The 17,383-nt window shown below is 64.5% G+C and carries 15 protein-coding genes; 11 read left to right on the forward strand and 4 right to left on the reverse strand.

Features of this window, described 5'->3' with window-relative positions; translation table 11 throughout:
- Window positions 1–69: 69 nt before the first annotated feature.
- On the reverse strand, window positions 70–3,459 hold the full coding sequence (locus ACT6UX_RS18235) for a TM0106 family RecB-like putative nuclease (protein ID WP_444776567.1): 3,390 nt from the start codon (window positions 3,457–3,459) through the stop codon (window positions 70–72).
- Window positions 3,460–3,572: 113 nt separating this feature from the next.
- Between ACT6UX_RS18235 and ACT6UX_RS18240 the strand changes: the two genes are divergently transcribed.
- Both ACT6UX_RS18240 and ACT6UX_RS18245 read left to right on the forward strand, forming a co-directional pair.
- Entirely contained in the window at window positions 3,573–3,782 is a 210-nt protein-coding gene (locus ACT6UX_RS18240; RefSeq protein WP_444776568.1) for a hypothetical protein, read from the forward strand.
- Window positions 3,779–6,130 (forward strand): hypothetical protein, encoded by a 2,352-nt coding sequence (locus tag ACT6UX_RS18245; RefSeq protein ID WP_444776569.1) that lies wholly within the window; start codon window positions 3,779–3,781, stop codon window positions 6,128–6,130. Before ACT6UX_RS18240 ends, ACT6UX_RS18245 begins: the two co-directional genes overlap by 4 nt.
- 331 nt (window positions 6,131–6,461) lie before the next feature.
- Here ACT6UX_RS18245 and ACT6UX_RS18250 read toward each other — a convergent pair whose 3' ends face one another.
- Both ACT6UX_RS18250 and ACT6UX_RS18255 read right to left on the reverse strand, forming a co-directional pair.
- A complete protein-coding gene (locus ACT6UX_RS18250; protein WP_444776639.1) occupies window positions 6,462–7,130 on the reverse strand; it encodes a uracil-DNA glycosylase in 669 nt (222 codons plus the stop codon).
- A complete protein-coding gene (locus ACT6UX_RS18255; protein ID WP_444776570.1) occupies window positions 7,127–7,756 on the reverse strand; it encodes a LabA-like NYN domain-containing protein in 630 nt (209 codons plus the stop codon). Before ACT6UX_RS18255 ends, ACT6UX_RS18250 begins: the two co-directional genes overlap by 4 nt.
- A gap of 143 nt (window positions 7,757–7,899) precedes the next feature.
- Between ACT6UX_RS18255 and folK the strand changes: the two genes are divergently transcribed.
- The 8 genes from folK (at window position 7,900) to era (ending at window position 14,877) form a co-directional block, all read left to right on the forward strand.
- Window positions 7,900–8,451, forward strand: a complete 552-nt coding sequence (gene folK / locus ACT6UX_RS18260) for a 2-amino-4-hydroxy-6-hydroxymethyldihydropteridine diphosphokinase (protein WP_444776571.1) — start codon at window positions 7,900–7,902, stop codon at window positions 8,449–8,451.
- A gap of 33 nt (window positions 8,452–8,484) precedes the next feature.
- Window positions 8,485–8,847: a DNA-directed RNA polymerase subunit omega gene (rpoZ, locus tag ACT6UX_RS18265; protein WP_444776572.1), complete on the forward strand. Its 363-nt coding sequence runs from the start codon at window positions 8,485–8,487 to the stop codon at window positions 8,845–8,847.
- Window positions 8,848–8,942: 95 nt separating this feature from the next.
- The gene (locus ACT6UX_RS18270; protein WP_444776573.1) at window positions 8,943–11,126 is read left to right on the forward strand and encodes a RelA/SpoT family protein; all 2,184 of its coding nucleotides are present in this window, start codon (window positions 8,943–8,945) and stop codon (window positions 11,124–11,126) included.
- Between the two features lie 34 nt (window positions 11,127–11,160).
- Window positions 11,161–11,913, forward strand: a complete 753-nt coding sequence (locus ACT6UX_RS18275; protein ID WP_444776574.1) for a pyridoxine 5'-phosphate synthase — start codon at window positions 11,161–11,163, stop codon at window positions 11,911–11,913.
- Complete coding sequence (gene acpS, locus ACT6UX_RS18280) at window positions 11,910–12,311, forward strand: holo-ACP synthase (RefSeq protein ID WP_444776575.1); 402 nt, start codon at window positions 11,910–11,912, stop codon at window positions 12,309–12,311. Before ACT6UX_RS18275 ends, acpS begins: the two co-directional genes overlap by 4 nt.
- 108 nt (window positions 12,312–12,419) lie before the next feature.
- The gene (lepB, locus tag ACT6UX_RS18285) at window positions 12,420–13,244 is read left to right on the forward strand and encodes a signal peptidase I (protein ID WP_444776576.1); all 825 of its coding nucleotides are present in this window, start codon (window positions 12,420–12,422) and stop codon (window positions 13,242–13,244) included.
- A 53-nt stretch (window positions 13,245–13,297) separates the two neighbouring features.
- Entirely contained in the window at window positions 13,298–13,948 is a 651-nt protein-coding gene (gene rnc, locus ACT6UX_RS18290; protein ID WP_444776577.1) for a ribonuclease III, read from the forward strand.
- A complete protein-coding gene (era, locus tag ACT6UX_RS18295; protein ID WP_444776578.1) occupies window positions 13,945–14,877 on the forward strand; it encodes a GTPase Era in 933 nt (310 codons plus the stop codon). Before rnc ends, era begins: the two co-directional genes overlap by 4 nt.
- Window positions 14,878–15,033: 156 nt before the next feature.
- Here era and ACT6UX_RS18300 read toward each other — a convergent pair whose 3' ends face one another.
- Window positions 15,034–16,596, reverse strand: coding sequence for an alkaline phosphatase D family protein (locus tag ACT6UX_RS18300; protein WP_444776579.1), 1,563 nt, complete (start codon window positions 16,594–16,596; stop codon window positions 15,034–15,036).
- On the opposite strand from ACT6UX_RS18300, the gene recO reads away from it, so the two are divergent.
- Window positions 16,595–17,356, forward strand: coding sequence for a DNA repair protein RecO (recO, locus tag ACT6UX_RS18305; RefSeq protein ID WP_444776580.1), 762 nt, complete (start codon window positions 16,595–16,597; stop codon window positions 17,354–17,356). The two genes, ACT6UX_RS18300 and recO, sit on opposite strands and share 2 nt — an antisense overlap.
- Window positions 17,357–17,383: the final 27 nt, after the last annotated feature.

Genomic DNA, 17,383 nt, shown 5'->3' on the forward strand with positions numbered 1-17,383 from the left:
CAAAGAAGGCCGGAAGACAAGCCTCGGTCCGGCCGGGCGGCGGCAAGCATAGGCGTTGCGACCGCAGGATCAGATCGGGCTCGCCAGTTCAAGATATCGGCAGAACGCGTTCGCAAGCTGCATTTGCCGGGGCGTCCGGCACTCCGGCTCGAACACCGCCGGAGACGCAACGAGAATGCACAGGCACTTCGCCCGCGACGTCGCGACATTCAGTCGATTGGCGCTGTAGAGGAACTCCATGCCACGCGGTGCGTCGGCATGACTGGAGGTGGTCATCGAGTAGATTACGATCGGGCCCTCTTGCCCTTGGAACTTGTCGACCGTTCCGACCCGCGCACCTGGCAAGCGATCCTGCAACTCGAACACCTGGGCGTTGTAGGGGGCCATGATCAGAATGTCATCGAGCGTGAGCGGTTTCTCCGTTCCGTCTCGATCGATCCATGTTGGACTAGAGTTCATGATCTCGTCGACTAGACCTATGATCGCGTCCGCCTCTTCGGGCGAGGAGCTTTGATTGCCCTCGTGCTCGATGGCGAGGTAGCGCAATCCAGAGCCACTGACTGGGCCGGCCGACTTCACGCACTGTCGATCGAGACTCGGGCGAGCTTGCAGGCGACTATCGTAGAACATCTCGGACGTGAACGAGCAGATGCTTGGTTGTAGCCGCCATGTCTCGGAGAGGAAGAGGCCGCGATCGGATGGAATGGTGGCGTGTTCCCGGAGGATATGGTCGAGAGCTGAGACGTTTGTTCCTTCCGGATGACTTCCCTGCATCGGCTGCTCGAGCTGGCGTGGGTCGCCGAGCAACACGATTGCTCTTGCTGCTTGAGACACCGCGAGGACGTTGGCCAACGACATCTGTGCGGCTTCGTCAATGAACAGGACGTCGACCGACTCGAACGCATCTGCGCGAGCCCACAGCCAAGCGGTGCCTCCGGCAACATCGGACGACCCGCGAATGGCGTTCAGGAGATCCGTATTGCTGGTCGTGAACTCCAGCCCCGGCACGTCCTCTTCTTCGCCCGAGACCTTTTGGATACAGCGCGTCACTTGGCCCGTCTGACGAGCATTCTCCAAGACGGCATTCAGGAGATTGCGGATGACCTTGTGGCTGTTGGCAGTGATTCCGACCTTCTTGCCGGCGGTCACAAGGGCGCTGATCATTTGTGCGCCCGTATAGGTCTTACCAGCACCCGGGGGGCCTTGAATTGGCAAGAAGCCGCCAGCGTGCCGAGCCAGCCGCATGGCAGCTTGCACTGGTGTCTCTGTTTCCATCTGCAGCGCCTGGCCGGCAAGGCGAGGAAGGGCATTTGACAGCAGGTCGCGTGCCGCCTCGTAGGGACCATCGCTCTCGATGCCGTTGGCGGCGACATGCTCACCTATGCGGAGCAGCGCCTGCGCCAAGACCTTTGAATCGATCACTTGATGCGCGAACACGGCGGCGGGATGGCCGTCACGCGAATCCTGGCGCTTCTTGATGTCGACAGTGCGGTCCTCAAGAGAGATATCCGCGACCCTGCCAAACTTCTTGCCCTGGCTATGGAGTTCCTCGTCGCCGCGCAGCTCGGTCTCCTGGGGCGGAAAGCGATAGCGATGAATCGGCGCGCGGGCGGTGCCGCCCACGGGCCCGAGGAAGGTCAGCCCGGAAAGGGCGGCTCTTTCGTCAAGCAACTGCTCGTCCGAAAGATCGCAGAGACGGAAATACTCCCACCACACGGCCTTTTCCTCGCGGCGGTGCCAATCGAGGATGTAAGCCAGCAGCCATCGGGCTTGCTGCTCGGTGGTTCGCTCGCCGGGCTCAAGGGAAACGCCTTCGGTAAGGCGCGCGGTGAGGGCGGCAATCTTCTCCTGCCATTCGCTCAGCGCCTCGCTGACCGCAGTGTCGCCGGGGGCGGGCCGCGGAATCTCCGCGCCAGCTGCTATGGCTTGCGAACGGACACCCTCGAGCCAGTCGCGTAAGGCGTGCGCGGAGAGACAGTCATCTTGATTGTAGGCCCGAACAAGCGAGAGGTCTTCGGCTTGGATGCCGTCTGCGTCGCCGAGTTCCAGACAAGCCTGAAGCTTGGCCATCAATCGGCCCACATCTGCCAAAGGGGCCTTGCGCTCGAAAGCATAGAGCGGCTCCAGGCGCTTGATCGAATAACTTTCGACGCTCGCTCGGATGCTACGGCGGACCACCGAGTACAGATCCACAAATGTGCCCGATCTCAGTAGATGGTCGACTTCGTTCTCGCGCGTGGCATACCGGCTCATCAGGCGCTTGAGCGCCGCCGGTTCGTAAGGAGCGTAGTGGTAGATGTGAAGGCCGGGGTACTGGGCGAGACGGGCCATCACAAGATCGATGAGCCGCTCGAAAGCCGCCTTCTCGTCCGCGCGTGTGAGCGCCCAATCCCCTCGATAGGAGAGGTTCCCGGCCTCGTCGCGAAGCACGTAGCCGAAGAGGTATTCGAGGCCACCGCCGCTGACGAAGGGGTCTCCCTCAAAATCGAGGAACACGTCACCGGGTGAAGGCTCGGGTAGCCTGCCAAGGCCGAATCCTGGCTCGTTTGGCAAGGTCTCATAGAGGAGGTGGCCCTTCGTTCGACCCTCGACCTGGAGCCGTGCCTGCTCGCGCACGCGTACATAGCTGGCAGCGACGCCGCGTTCAGGCTTCCATGCCAGCGGCAAGGTAACGCTGGTCAAGGCGTCGGCCGTCGCGATGGACCGCCGACCGAGTTCACCCATCTGGATCTTGGTGATGCCGGCCACTAGTGAAAGGTGGTCATCCGCCCGGCGTTTGCCGTCACACTCCTGCCGCCATCGGCAAATGTCACAATACGGAGTAGGCTCAGGATATAGACAGCCAGCGTCGCCCTTGGTGAGGGCCTCCTCGAGGCGACGGCGTACCCATCGGTAGTAGGCGGCGAATTCTGCGACCCGGAAGGCCTGGGGTTCGTAAGCGGTCTCCGGGGTAACGACATATACCATTTCAGGTGGGGTGCCTTGAACGGTGGCGAGGAGATCCGCATAGAGGCTGAGCTGCAGCAGCGTGCCGCCCTTCGTCTCCTGCGCGAGCTTGGCATCGACGATCTCATAGGACCACGCACCAAGCTTGCTCGGTCGCTCGACACGTAGCAGGACGTCCGCCCGGCCGCTCCATTGGCCTGATCGCAACGCAGCTTGAGCAATTGCGAAGGCACCGTCGTTCATCGCCGCCAGGGTGGCCGACACCGACCCTGCGTCCACGCCAACTCCCTCAATAGCGACTACCTTGCGTCCCTGCGACCGGAGATGGCCGAGACATCCCTGCTCGTGTCGACGACCGCGCTCGATCAGGACCTCGAGTGTGGGATCGTAATAGATAGGCTTGGGCAGCGATCCACGGGCGACCTTCAGATCGAGCTGAGTGAGATACCGGCAATTGATATGGCCGACGAGGTCGGATGCGCTCAATTGAAGGGTTTGGCCGGAAATCTGCATCGTCCAAGTCTACCAATCAACGGGCGGATTGCGAGAGCAGAGTGGCTGGAGGTGGGGTAGTGATGAGGCCAGGTTCGCACGCTATAAGTGTCACCGTGGTCTGGGAGATCGGAATGGCGAAGAAATCCGAACCGAAGGATTGGGCTGAAGAATGTGCCGACAGCGTAGAACTGGAGGTGCCGGAGTCCGTGCGCGTGACGCTGAAGGATCAGTTGAAGGGTGTCATGCAGGAGCGGTCGCTGAAGCCTGCAGAGCTGTCCAAGCTAGCGACCGCCCTGCTGGAGCCGCCGACGGAAGCCGACGCCGAGGAGGAGGCTGCGTGAGGCTCGACTCCATCGAACTGGCCTGGTTCCGCGGCGCCGCCGATCCGGTCAAACTTGATCTCGGCGGCCGGTCGTGCGTCGTGTTCGGCAAGAACGGCGCCGGGAAATCTTCCTTCGTTGATGGCGTCGAGTTTGTCCTCAAGGATGGCAAGCTGCAGCAGCTGGCCCACGAGTACAGCGGTCGCTACCAGGAAAAGGGCCTGCCCAACACGAAGCGGCCCAAGGGCAAGACGACCCAGATCCAGATTGCGTTCAAGAACGGCGAAGTTCTGACGGCTGGCATCAAGACTAACAATCTGCCCGAGATGTCCGGTGCCAACGGCGTCGACATGCCGAGCTGGGACTACGGTCGCACGGTGCTGCGCCAGACCGACGTGACGGCGTTCATCGAAGAAGCGAAAGGCCGGAAGTATTCGGCGCTCCTGCCGCTCCTCGGATTGCACGAGTTCGAGGTCGCGGCCGAGAATCTTCGTCAGCTTCACCGTGAGCTTGAGAAGCAAGCTAAGGTGCAGTTCAAGAGGGGGCAGCTCGCAACGCTGGCTCAAAAGCGAAGGACGGTTTTCGGCGTGGTGGACGACACGTCAATCGCTAGCGAGATCATGGCGACCTACCAGGCTGAGTGCCCCAAGGACACGGCCAAGGAAATCATGAAGCAGTGCGATGAGGTCATCGCGTCGTTCGACGCCAAGCTCGCGAGCCTGTCCGACAGGCACCGCCGCTATAGCGTCTTCAAGAGCATCGCCGAGGCGGGGGTCACCAACGGCGTGTCCGGCATACGCTCAGCCAACGCCAAGCTGGCCGAAAGCTCGGAAACACTGATCGCTGAGCGCCTGGCCGTGCTCGACGCTGCCGCCGACTTTCGTGAGGGTCTGACGACCGAAAAGGAGGTCGATTGCCCGGCTTGCGGTACGAAAGTGCTAACAGCTGACTTTGCACAGCATATCGTCGCGGAGCAGGGGCGGCTCGCCGTTCTGACAGAAGCCTTCGACGAGAGGAAGTCGGCGATGAGCGACCTCTCCTCGTCCATCCGGAGGGTGAAGGAGGGGCTCGGCTCGCCCTTCCTCAAGGCGTGGATCGAGGAGAGCAACAAGGGCGCTCTCAAGCAGCATCTTGAATGGATCGAAAGCTGCAACCCCGACGACTTCCGCGAAAAGGCGGAAGAGGTGAAGCTGCAAGAAGTCGAGGAGAACTGCCAGCCCTTGGTCGAGGCGGCAAAGACTGAATCCGCTCAAGCGCCCGACGAAGTGACCACGCTGAATACGGCCAAGGAGCGTGCGGAAACGGCCAAGCAAGTCTTCGCTTCGACTGCTGTTCTAGCCGAAGTCGCGAATGCGGAGGCCATCATCGGCTACGTGGAGGCACTCGAGGCGTCTGTCCGGGACCAGATCCGCGCGCGCAGCCAGAGTGCGATCGACGGAATCTCGGGTGACATCAAGGCCATCTGGAACGTGCTTCATCCCGCGAAGGCCATCACCGACGTGAAGCTCTATCTCCCCCAAGGCGATAAGGCCATCGATATCGGCCTGACCTTCTACGGCACCGAGCAGGCGTCGCCGCGCCTCACGCTTTCGGAAGGCTACCGGCATTGCCTGGGGCTATGCATCTTCTTCGCATTGGCGAAGAGCGAAGCCAAGGCAGACCGGCCAATCATCCTCGATGATGTGGTCATCAGCCTCGACAAAGAGCACCGAGGCATGGTCTTCAACGTCTTGAAGGACCTGTTTCCTGACCGCCAGATTATCGTGTTCACGCATGACCGCGACTGGTTCACGGACCTCCGTCAGCAACTCGACAGAAGCCTTTGGTCGTTCAAGGCGCTTCTTCCCTATGAAAAGCCCGAGCTTGGAATCCGGTGGGCGACAGAGCTGCCAGGCAGCTTTGAGGAGGCGGAAGCTAAGCTTTCTTCCGATCCGAGGGGCGCTGCCAATTTCGCCAGGTCGATCATGGACGGGAGCATGCCCATGATCGCCGAGAAGCTTCAGGTTCGGATGCCCTACCTTCGCGGTGAGCACAACGACCGCCGTGGAGGCCATGTTCTCCTGTCGCAAGTCGCCGGGAATGGCAAGAAATGCTTCCAAAAGAAGGTGAGTGGGGCGCCGCAGCCCTTCTCCGAGGGCGTGAAGGCTCTAGAAGACGCCGACAAGCTTCTCGTGACCTGGGCGAACCGCGCCTCGCATGACGACATCGAGCCGGCCGAAGCGAAGCAGCTGATTGACACCTGCCGAAAGGCACTCGCGCAGCTGAGGTGCACGACCTGCGGCAAGGACGTATGGTTCAGCGAAGCGACCTCTCCGGAGTGGGTGCAATGCACTTGCGGCAATCTTCGTTGGCGATATGGAAAGAGCTAAAGCGAAACTGGGCCGCGCCGGGTTGACGGCGTCCCTCAAGTAGCTGCTGCATGCACGCCTGTTGCCAACTCGCCCGATCAGTTCAGATGCGCTCCACGGCACAAGAACGGCACATGAAAAGCCGTCTACATTGTTGAAACATAAGGATTTTTTCCTTCGCGACCGCCCTCATAACCTGAAGGTCGTAGTTCAAATCCTGCCCGCGTATTGAACCTAGGCGGCAGCCTGCAGAAGCAAGTTAAGCTGGTTGCGCTCCCCCGCAACCATAGAAACCGACATTCCCACGGCTCCGGCCGCGGGGATGTCGGTTTTTCTATTTCTGCGCGAAGGGTCAGGCGTCGAGGGCCCGGCGGACGCCGTCGAAGACCTGGTGGAACATCTCGGTCGTGAGGCGGCCGGTGTTCGTGTTGTAGCGCGAGCAATGATAGCTGTCGGCGAGCATGAGACCGGTCGGCAGTGTGTGCAGGCGGGCATGGATAAAGGGGTAGGCACCCGCCGGACGCACGGTCAGCGCCCGCAGGATCTGGTCGTGGGCGCCTTTGCCCAGAGCCACCAGGATGCGCAACTTCGGCATGACGGCGAGTTCGGACTGCAGGAACGGTCGGCAGGCGGTAAACTCGAGGGGCAGGGGCTTGTTCTCGGGCGGCAGGCAGCGCACGGCATTTGCGATGCGGCAGTCGACGAGCCGCAGCCCGTCGTTGGGGTCGGCCCGGTAGGTGCCCTGCGCAAAGCCGAACTTCAGCAGCGTCGAATAGAGGAGATCGCCGGCATAGTCGCCGGTGAAGGGCCGTCCGGTGCGGTTGGCGCCCTTCATGCCCGGCGCCAGCCCGACGATCAGTAGCCGGGCCTCGAGCTTGCCGAACGAACGTACCGGCGCATTCTTCCAGTCCGGGAACTTGCCCTGCAGCTCGTGGCGGAAGGCCACCAGCCTCGGGCAGCGCGGGCAGTCGAGCGGTGGCTCTTCGAAGGCCTGGGTAGACACTGACGCGGGCGGCCTCAGGCCGAACGCATAAGCGATTCAGGCGGGGCGTCGTCCGCTTCGGCGTCGGCACCTTCGCGCGGTGCCACGGCCGGGCGGGGCGCACGTTCGGATGGGTTGCGGGCGATCAGCGGCGCCAGTTCGGACAGCTCGATGAACTCGTCGGCCTGACGGCGCAACTCGTCGGCCACCATCGGCGGCGCGGACTTTATGGTGCTCACGACCGAGACCCGGATTCCGCGGCGCTGTACGGCCTCCACCAGCCGCCGGAAGTCGCCGTCGCCGGAGAACAGGATCACATGGTCGAGATGGTCGGCCATTTCGAGCACGTCGATGGCCAGCTCGATGTCCATGTTGCCCTTGATCTTGCGGCGACCCATGGCATCGGTGAACTCCTTGGCCGGCTTGGTGACCATGGTGTAGCCGTTGTAGTCGAGCCAATCGATCAGCGGCCGGATCGGAGAGTATTCCTGATCGTCGACCAGCGCCGTGTAGTAATAGGCGCGGACCAGATGGCCCTTTTCGCGGAAGACCTTCAGCAGGCGGCGGTAGTCGATGTCGAAGCCCAAGGCGCGGGCGGCCGAGTAGAGGTTTGCGCCGTCGATGAACAGGGCGACGCGCTCGGTTTCGTAAAAATGGCCTTTCATGGCGATCAAGCCCTTATGAATAATATGCGCAGGTCGAGCGAAAAATATGTCGGCGGCTGAGGCTGTTATCCGACGCTCTACCGTAAGTATATTAACAGTAGGTATTTCATCCATAGATCACAAGAGGTTGAGGGCGCTTGCTGGTGGACAACGGAAACCGCCGACCGATTTTCATAGGGGCCGGCGCCAATCTGCCCCATCCAGCCTATGCCTCGCCGCGCGAGACGCTGCAGGCTGCCCTGCTCGAACTGGACCGTCGGCAGGCGCGTGTTCTGCGGTACTCGCGCTGGTACCGTACGGCGCCGGTGCCCGCCTCGGACCAGCCCTGGTACGTCAATGTCGTGGCCGAAATCGCCACGTCGCTGGGGCCGGACGAACTGCTGGCGGCCCTGCACGAGATCGAGGACCTGTTCGGTCGGGTCCGGAGCGTGCCCAATGCAGCCCGACTGATCGACCTCGATCTTCTGGATTATCGGGGAGAAACAGCGCCGCCGGGGCCCTCGGGGGCGACCCTGCCGCATCCGCGGATGACCGGTCGGGCCTTCGTGCTGCGTCCCCTGGCCGACCTCGCGCCGGACTGGCGCCATCCGGTTTCGGGCGCCTCGATCCGCGAGCTGCTGGCGGCCCTGCCGCCTGACCAGGCCGCAGAGCCTTTCGAGCCCGCCGGCTTGCCTTTTGGGCCCGAGCGGGTATAACCCGCCGCTTCCACGAAATTTGAGGTTCCCGACATGGCGCGTGTCACCGTCGAAGACTGCATCGTGCAGGTCCCCAACCGTTTCGAGCTGGTCATGTTTGCCGCCCAGCGCGCTCGCGACATTTCGGCCGGCGCCCAGATCACCCTAGACCGCGATCGCGACAAGAACCCGGTCGTGGCGCTGCGCGAGATCGCGGAAGTGAAGCTCGACCAGGCCGTTCTGAAGGACTCGCTGATCTCGGGCATGCAGAAGCATGCCGACGTCGACAAGCCCGAGGAGGTCAACGAGATGGCCGAACTCGAGCAGGAGCTGGCCGCGGCGCTGGCGCAGGGCGGCGCGGAAGCCGCCCAGCCCAAGGCGCTGCCGATGGCCGAGGAAGACGACGTCGCGGAATAGCCGGGCGGCAGGCTGAGCCCTACCAGGGTTCGGCCTGCTCCCCACGCAATCGCCGTGGAGTGAACGCAATCGTCCCCATATAGTGGGCGACTGCCATGATTCGCCAATTCGAACTCGTCGAGCGCGTACAGTCCTACGATCCGGATGCGGACGAGGACGTTCTCAACCGTGCCTATGTCTACGGCCTGAAGAAACACGGTAACCAGCTCCGTGCTTCGGGCGACCCGTATTTCTCGCATCCCGTCGAGGTCGCGGGTCTCCTGGCGGAGATGCGACTCGACACCGATTCGATCGTCACCGGCCTCTTGCACGACACGCTGGAAGACACGGACGCCACGCGCGACGAGATCGCCAGCCTGTTCGGCGAGGACATCGCCCGCCTGGTCGATGGCGTCACCAAGCTCTCCCGCCTCGAGATCCAGTCGGAGAGCACCAAGGAAGCCGAGAACCTGCGCAAGCTGGTGCTGGCGATGTCGTCGGACATCCGCGTGCTGCTGGTGAAGCTCGCCGACCGCCTGCACAACATGCGCACGCTGCATCACATCAAGGAACCGGCACGTCGCCGACGCATCGCGCGCGAGACCATGGACCTCTATGCGCCGCTCGCCTCGCGCATCGGCATGGAGAACGTGAAACGCGAGCTGGAGGAGCTGGCCTTCGCCGAGCTCAATCCCGATGGCCGGGCCTCGGTGCTGGCCCGTCAGGGCTATCTGCGTGAGCGCGGCGACAAGCTGGTGCCGCAGATCGAGGTCGAGCTGGTCAGGACGCTGAGGGAGGGCGGGCTGGAGGCCCAGGTCTCGGGCCGCGAGAAGACGCCCTATTCGATCTGGCGGAAGATGCAGACGAAGAACGTCTCCTTCGAGCAGCTCTCCGACATCATGGCGTTCCGCATCATCGTCGCCGACGTGGCGGAGTGTTACCAGGCGCTCGGCTTGCTGCACGGTCGCTACCAGGTGCTGCCGCAGCGCTTCAAGGACTACATCTCGGTTCCCAAACCCAACGGCTACCGCTCGCTCCATACCGGTGTCATCGGGCCGCTCGGGCAGCGAATCGAAATCCAGATCCGCACCGCAGAGATGCAGGACCAGGCCGAGCGCGGCGTGGCCGCCCACTGGATCTACAAGCAGGGCGGCCCCTCCACCGATGCGCCGCAATATGCCTGGCTGCGCAGCCTCATGGACATCCTCGACAAGGCCCCCAATGCCGAGGAATTCCTCGAGCACACCAAGCTCGAGATGTTCCAGGACCAGGTCTTCTGCTTCACGCCGAAGGGCAAGCTGATCGCCTTGCCGCGCGGCGCGACGCCGATCGACTTCGCCTATGCCGTGCACAGCCAGGTGGGCGATACCTGCGTCGGCGCCAAGATCAACGGCCGCATGCTGCCGCTGCGCACGCAGCTCTCGAACGGCGACCAGGTCGACATCATCACGTCGAAGGCGCAGACCCCGTCGCCAACCTGGGAACGCTTCGTCGTCACCGGCAAGGCAAAGGCCGCGATCCGCCGTTTCATCCGCACGCGCCAGCGCGAGCAGTACATCCAGCTGGGCAAGTCGCTGCTCGACAAGGCCTTTCACGAGGAAGGCTACGAGGTCACCGAGAAGGGGCTCGAGGGCGTGCGGCTCAACTTCAAGCAGGCCTCGACGGACGATCTCATCGCCACGGTTGGCGCCGGGCTGGTCGGTGCCCGTGAAGTCCTGACCGCGGTCTACCCGGGGCTGAAACAGCCGCGCAAGGGCGGCGCCGACGTGGTGCCGATCTCGCGGGGGCGCAGCAACAAGTCGGGCAAGGCCGGCGAGGGCGGGCGAGCGGGCAAACTGGACGGCGAGCAGATCGCGATCCGCGGGCTGATCCCGGGCATGGCGGTGCACTTCGCGCGCTGCTGCCATCCGCTGCCCGGCGACCGGATCGTGGGCATCATCACCACCGGCAAGGGCGTCACCATCCACACGATCGACTGCGCCACGCTGGAGAGCTTCTCCGAGGCACCGGAGCGCTGGATCGACGTGGGCTGGGACTCGGTGAGCGAGGGCGGGGGCGGCGTCTACACCGGCCGCCTCAAGATCACCGTCGCCAATCAGCCCGGCAGCCTGTCGAGCCTGTCCACGGTGATCGCCCGCCACGAGGGCAACATCTCCAACCTGCGCATCGTCAACCGGTCGATGGATTTCTTCGACATGGTGATCGACGTCGAAGTGTCCGACGTGAAGCACCTGGCCGACATCACCGCGGCGCTGCGCGCCACCCCCGCCATCAACGCCGTCGAACGCGCCCGCAATTGACGGCTTCCCCGACCTCTCTCCGCGAAAGTTGCGTATGACTGCGCCCACTCCCCTGCGTCTCGGCATCAACATCGATCACGTTGCCACCGTGCGCAACGCGCGGGGCGGGCACCTGCCTGACCCGCTGCGGGCGGCGCGGCTGGCCGAGGCCGCCGGCGCCGACGGCATCACCGCCCATCTGCGCGAGGACCGGCGCCACATCGTCGACGCCGACATCGACGGGCTGATGCGGGAACTGAAAGTGCCACTGAATTTCGAGATGGCCGCGACCGAGGAAATGGTCGGCATCGCCCTGCGCCATCGCCCGCACGCCGCCTGCATCGTGCCGGAAAAGCGCGAGGAGCGGACCACCGAGGGCGGGCTCGACGCTGCCGGCCAGCACAACCACTTGAGGCCGATGATTGCCCGCCTACGCGACGCCGGCATCCGTGTCTCGCTGTTCGTCGAGGCCGATCCCCGCCAGCTCGAGGCGGCCGTCGCACTGGGGGCGCCGGTCGTTGAACTGCACACCGGGCGCTATTGCGAGATCGAGGGGCCGCCCAAGCAGGCCGAATTGCAGCGCATCGCCGCGGCGGCGGCGCTGTGCGCGAAGCTTGGGCTCGAATGTCATGCCGGGCACGGGCTCAGCTATGCCGACGTGGCGCCGATCGCCGCCATTCCCGAGGTGCGGGAGCTCAACATCGGGCATTTCCTGATCGGCGAGGCGATCTTCGTCGGCCTCGAACCGGCGATCCGCGAGATGCGCCGGATCATGGACGCCGCCCGGGCCGGTGGGGTGTCCGCGTGATCATCGGCCTCGGCAACGACCTCTGCGACATCCGGCGTATCGAGAAGTCGCTGGAAAGGTTCGGTGAGCGATTCATCCAGCGTGTCTTCACGGAGGTCGAGCAGAAGCGCTCGGAAGGCCGCGCGGCCCGGGCGGCCAGCTATGCCAAACGGTTCGCCGCCAAGGAAGCCTGCGCCAAGGCGCTGGGTACCGGCCTGCGGGCCGGGGTCTTCTGGCGTGACATGGGCGTGATCAATCAGAAGAGCGGGAAGCCGACCATGGCCTTGACCGGCGGCGCGCAGGCGCGGCTGCAGAAGATCACGCCGGATGGCATGACCGCCCAGATAGACTTGAGCATCACGGATGAATACCCGCTGGCTCAAGCAGTCGTAATCATCTCGGCGGTGCCCAATCCATGATGCGCAGGACATTTTCGATGGACGGCGAGGCTCCCATGCCGCGGCCGGAGCGGGAGACAGGGGCGCCGGGCCCTGCTATAGCCGCGGCTCGTTCAAACTGGTACGGCGATGACGGACGTGGCTGAGCGTCGGAAGAGAGCACTGGAAAAGACCGGCGGATGGGGAGAAACCGTCCGGACGGTCGTCTATGCCGTGCTGATTGCACTGGTCGTCCGGACCTTTGCCATCGAACCCTTCAATATTCCCAGCGGCTCGATGATCCCGACCCTGCTGGTCGGCGACTATCTGTTCGTTTCGAAATATTCGTACGGATACAGCAAGCACTCCTTCCCTTTTTCGCTCGGAGTCTTTTCGGGCCGGATCTTCGGTTCGCCGCCGGAGCGTGGTGACGTCGCCGTGTTCAAGTATCCCGGCGACCAGGGCCAGGGCGTGAACCGCACCGACTACATCAAGCGCATCGTCGGCATGCCGGGGGATCGCATCCAGGTGACGAACGGTCTGCTGCACATCAACGGCGTGGCGGTGGATCGCCTGAAGATCGGCGACTACGTGAAGGGCAACAACGGCCACTATCAGAAGGGTACGCTGTACAGCGAAACCCTGCCGAATGGCCGCCGCTACACGGTGCTCGAGTATCGCGACGACGGCATGGCCGACAACACGCCGGAATTCCTGGTGCCGGCCGGCAGCTACTTCGTCATGGGCGACAATCGCGACGATTCGCTCGACAGTCGAACGCGGCTGATGCTGCGCGACTTCTCCGGCTCGACACGCGATCGCGACCAGCTCGGCTGGTACGTGCCCGCCGAGAACCTCGTCGGACGCGCGGAGTTCATCTTCTTCTCGCACGATCCATCGGCCGCCGGCTGGCTGGAACCGTGGAAATGGCCCGAGGCGATACGCTGGAACCGCTTCTTCATGGCAATCCACTGAATTCGACAGACGTCGATTTCGCGGCGTTGTCGAAGGGGGTGGGTCATGTTTTCGTGCATCCCGAATTGGCTTCGGAAGCGCTGACCCATCGCAGCGCGCTCGATCGCAGGCCCGAACTCAAGGCCGCCTTCCCGAACGGCAACGAACGGCTGGAATTCCTCGGCGATCGCGTCCTGTCGCTCGCCATGGCCGATCTGCTGCTGCGCCGCTTCCCGAACGAGCGCGAAGGCGAGCTGGCGCGCCGCCATGCGGCCCTCGTGCGGGCCGAAACGCTGGTGGAGATCGCCACCGAGATCGGCCTCGGCGACCATCTGAGCCTCGGTGATTCGGAGCGCACCCCGGGCACCAATGTGCGGCCCAACATCCTGGCCGATGCGCTGGAAGCGCTGCTCGGAGCCATCTTCCTGGATGCCGGTCTCGAGGCTGCAGCGGCCAGCGTAGCCGTGCTGTGGGGCGCCCGTCTCAGCAGCCGGGTGGCGGTGCCGCGCGATCCCAAGACGGCGCTGCAGGAATGGGCGCAGGCACGGCGTCTGCCGCTGCCGGTCTATCTCGAGGTCGATCGCGAGGGGCCGCCGCACGCGCCGGTCTTCGTGGTCGATGCGATCCTCAAGGGCCACGACCCGGCGCGCGGCCGTGGCGGCAGCAAGCGCGAGGCCGAACGGCTCGCTGCCATGACATTGCTGGAAAGGTTGAACGGGGCATGAGCACAGCTGCAACGCGGGCCGGCTTCGTCGCCGTCGTCGGCGCACCGAACGCGGGCAAATCGACTTTGGTGAACGGCCTGGTCGGCTCCAAGGTCAGCATCGTGTCGCCCAAGGTGCAGACCACGCGCATGCGCGTGATCGGCATCGCGATGACCGACCTTCCCGACTCCGGCGAGGGCCCGTCGCGGGCGCAGGTCGTGCTGGTCGATACGCCCGGTATCTTCCGGGTCGCCAAGCGGCGCCTCGAACGCGCCATGGTGGCGGCCGCCTGGCAGGGCGCCGACGATGCCGACCTGGTGGCGCTGGTCGTCGATGCCGAGCGCGGTATCGGCCAGGAGACCAAGGCCATCGCCGAGCGGCTGAAGGATTCGAAGACGCCGCGCTTCCTGGTCCTGAACAAGATCGACCTGGTGGCGCGCGAGACGCTGCTGGCCCTTACGGCCGAGCTGAACGCCATCGTGCCGTTCGAGCGCACTTTCATGGTGAGCGCGCTCAAGGCCGATGGCGTCGGCGATCTGCTGACGGCCTTCGCACAGGCCGTGCCGCCGGGGCCGTTCCTCTATCCCGAGGATCAGGCCGCCGATCTGCCGCTGCGCCTGCTGGCGGCCGAGGTGACCCGCGAGCAGGTGTTCCTGCAGCTTCACCAGGAGCTGCCCTACGAGGCGGCGGTCGAGACCGAGAAGTGGGAGGATCGCCCCGACGGTAGCGTCCGGGTCGAGCAGATCATTTACGTCCAGCGCGAGGGCCAGCGCGCGATCTTCCTCGGCAAGGGGGGCGCCCGCATCAAGCAGATCGGCGCGCGCGCGCGCCACGAGCTCTCGCAGATGCTGGAGCGCCCGGTGCATCTCTTCCTGCACGTGAAGGTGAGCGAACGCTGGGCCGAGGATCCTTCGCACTACCGCACGATCGGGTTGGATTATCAGTCTTAGGACGAAGCGAACTAATTTTCTCCGTCATCTCGACCGAAGCCGCGCTTAGCGCGGCGTAGTTGAGAGATCTTCTATCCACGATTTGCCGGCTTATGGTGGAGAAAAGGTCTGTCCGCCCCGCACCTTCGGTGCTCCGGTCGAGACGACGGGATCACGTTAGGACGGTACTAAATCGAGCGAGTGAATGACCTTGCCGCCGGCGTCGCGATGGCTGACCGTCATCACAGCCGACTGTCCGTCGATCTTCACGTGGCCGAAGTGGCAGGAGCCTTCGAGCGGCGATAGATCGAAGCGGCCGGCCGGCGGCACCTTCTGAAACACGACCTGCGGGCCGAACGTGCCGTCGAGCGCGTTGGGCCCGAAGCCGCCGGCGCAGAGCGGGCCTGATACGAACTCGTAGAACGGCGTGAAGTCCTGGAAGGCGGCCCGGGTGGGATCGTAGCGGTGTGTGGCCGGATAGTGAACGTCGGCGGTGACCCAGTGCACGTTGCGGATGGCCTCGCGTTTGATGAAGGCGAGCAAGCCGGCGATCTCCAGCTCGCGCCCGAGCGGCGCTCCGTCATCGGCATTGGCCACGGCTTCGAAGCCGGACTTGCGGCGCCAGTCGTCGTACACGACGAGGCCGAGGGGCATGTCGGCCGCGATGATCTTCCAGGTCGCGGTTGAGCCCTTGAGCGCCTGTTTCAGCCAGGCGATCTGTTGGTGGCCGAGAAAGGTGGTTTGCGGGTCGGCCGCTTCCTGCCGGTTCGAGCCGTTGGGCGCGCGGAAGCTGCGCATGTCGAGGCGGAAGAGGTCGAGGCGCGGCCCGAACGAGAACTTGCGGTAGAGGCGCATCGGCCCGTCGAGCCCGTCGGCCAAGGGCACGAACTCGCGGAAGGCGCGCTCGGCATGGCGTGCCAGCACCCCGACCTCCTTCTCCCGATAGCGCGGATCGGCGTCGAGGCGCTTCTCCCGGTACCAGTTGTCGACGACGTCGTGATCGTCCCACAGGGCGATCATAGGGACCTCGGCGTTGAAGCGGCAGAGATTGGCGTCGAGGAAATTGTAGAGATGATTGCCGCGGAACTCGTCGAGCGTCTCGGCGACCTTCGACTTCGCCTCTGTCGTGAGGTTTCTCCAGAGACGGCCGTCCGGCAGTCTCTTCTCGGAGGACAGAGGGTCGTCGGCGTAGATCGTGTCGCCGCAGTGGACGAAGAAGTCGGGTGCCAGCGACCGCATCGTCTCGTAGATCGTCATCCCGCCGATGTCGGGATTGATGCCCCAGCCTTGGCCGACCGTGTCGGCCGACCAGACGAAGCTCACGTCGGCGGCGGCCGAGGAGGGGGTGCGGAAGCGGCCCTGCACCCACTCGCTGGCGACGCCGGCGACGGCAGGATCGGCATAGGCAATGCGATAGAAGATCGTCTGCCCCGGCGGCAGGGCGCCGAGCCTCAGACGCGACGTGAACCCGGTCTCTTCCAGAGCAAGGGGCCCCTCGATGCGGCGCGCGCCCGCGAAGCTCTCGGTCGTGGCATGCTCGACGATCATGCGGGCCGGCCGGTCCGAACGGCTCCACAGCGTGGCGCCGTCGCTCCCGACATCGCCCGACTGAACGCCCTGCATCATGCGGGGGCGTGCGGCAGCGGCGGTCTGCGCGAACACACGGGCGGGCAGGGTGGTGAGCGCGCCCGCGCCCAGCAACGCCCGTCGCCCCAGTGTCGTCCGCGGTCGATTCGCCATGGCGCAGCCTAGCGCGATTTCCGCCGGCGGGGCATACACGGGCATGGACTGGAACGACGAAGGCATCGTGCTGGCGGCGCGTTCTCACGGAGAGACGGGCCTCGTCGTAACGCTGCTGACGCGCGACCACGGTCGCCATTCCGGGTTCGTCCCCGGCGGCATCTCGCGGCGGGCGCGGCCCATCTGGCAGTCCGGCAACCTGGTCGAGGTCGCCTGGCGCGGGAGGCTTCCCGAGCAACTCGGCAACTATTCGGGCGAATTGCGTGAGCCGCACGCGGCGCGCGCCATGGACGATGCCTCGGAGCTGGCCGGGCTGGCGGCGGCCTGCGCCATCATCGACGCCGCCCTGCCCGAGCGCGAACCGCATCCGGCAATGTTCGACGGGTTCCGCGCCTTCCTGGGCTCGCTCGGACATCCGGGCTGGCCCACCGTCTATGTCAGGCTCGAACTGGGCCTGCTGCAGGAGCTGGGATTCGGCCTCGATCTGGAGACGTGCGCGGCGACGGGCTCGACCGAGGACCTGGCCTATGTCTCGCCCCGGACGGGCCGCGCCGTCTCCCGGGCGGCCGCCGGACCCTACAAGGAGAAGCTGCTGCCGTTGCCGGGCTTTCTATCCACCGGTGGGGTGTCGTCGGACGAGGAGGCGCTGCTCCAGGGCCTGGATTTGACGGGATTCTTTCTGGAGCGGCACGTTTTTTGGCCGCACAACAAGCCCTTGCCTCCCGCACGGTCGAGATTTATGGAAACGCTCCAACGCTAGAATAATCACGGCCGTGGCTGGAACTGC

The organism is Reyranella sp., from assembly GCF_052439685.1.
Classification (GTDB): Bacteria; Pseudomonadota; Alphaproteobacteria; order Reyranellales; family Reyranellaceae; genus Reyranella.

What these genes read in the sequence shown, in the direction of transcription:
- rpoZ (WP_444776572.1), top strand. Translation starts at nt 8,485, where the DNA reads ATGGCGCGTGTCACCGTCGAAGACTGCATCGTGCAGGTCCCCAACCGT.
- ACT6UX_RS18270 (WP_444776573.1), top strand. Translation starts at nt 8,943, where the DNA reads ATGATTCGCCAATTCGAACTCGTCGAGCGCGTACAGTCCTACGATCCG.
- ACT6UX_RS18275 (WP_444776574.1), top strand. Translation starts at nt 11,161, where the DNA reads ATGACTGCGCCCACTCCCCTGCGTCTCGGCATCAACATCGATCACGTT.
- ACT6UX_RS18235 (WP_444776567.1), bottom strand. Translation starts at nt 3,459, where the DNA reads ATGCAGATTTCCGGCCAAACCCTTCAATTGAGCGCATCCGACCTCGTC.
- recO (WP_444776580.1), top strand. Translation starts at nt 16,595, where the DNA reads ATGGCGCAGCCTAGCGCGATTTCCGCCGGCGGGGCATACACGGGCATG.
- ACT6UX_RS18255 (WP_444776570.1), bottom strand. Translation starts at nt 7,756, where the DNA reads ATGAAAGGCCATTTTTACGAAACCGAGCGCGTCGCCCTGTTCATCGAC.
- lepB (WP_444776576.1), top strand. Translation starts at nt 12,420, where the DNA reads ATGACGGACGTGGCTGAGCGTCGGAAGAGAGCACTGGAAAAGACCGGC.
- ACT6UX_RS18240 (WP_444776568.1), top strand. Translation starts at nt 3,573, where the DNA reads ATGGCGAAGAAATCCGAACCGAAGGATTGGGCTGAAGAATGTGCCGAC.
- ACT6UX_RS18300 (WP_444776579.1), bottom strand. Translation starts at nt 16,596, where the DNA reads ATGGCGAATCGACCGCGGACGACACTGGGGCGACGGGCGTTGCTGGGC.
- era (WP_444776578.1), top strand. Translation starts at nt 13,945, where the DNA reads ATGAGCACAGCTGCAACGCGGGCCGGCTTCGTCGCCGTCGTCGGCGCA.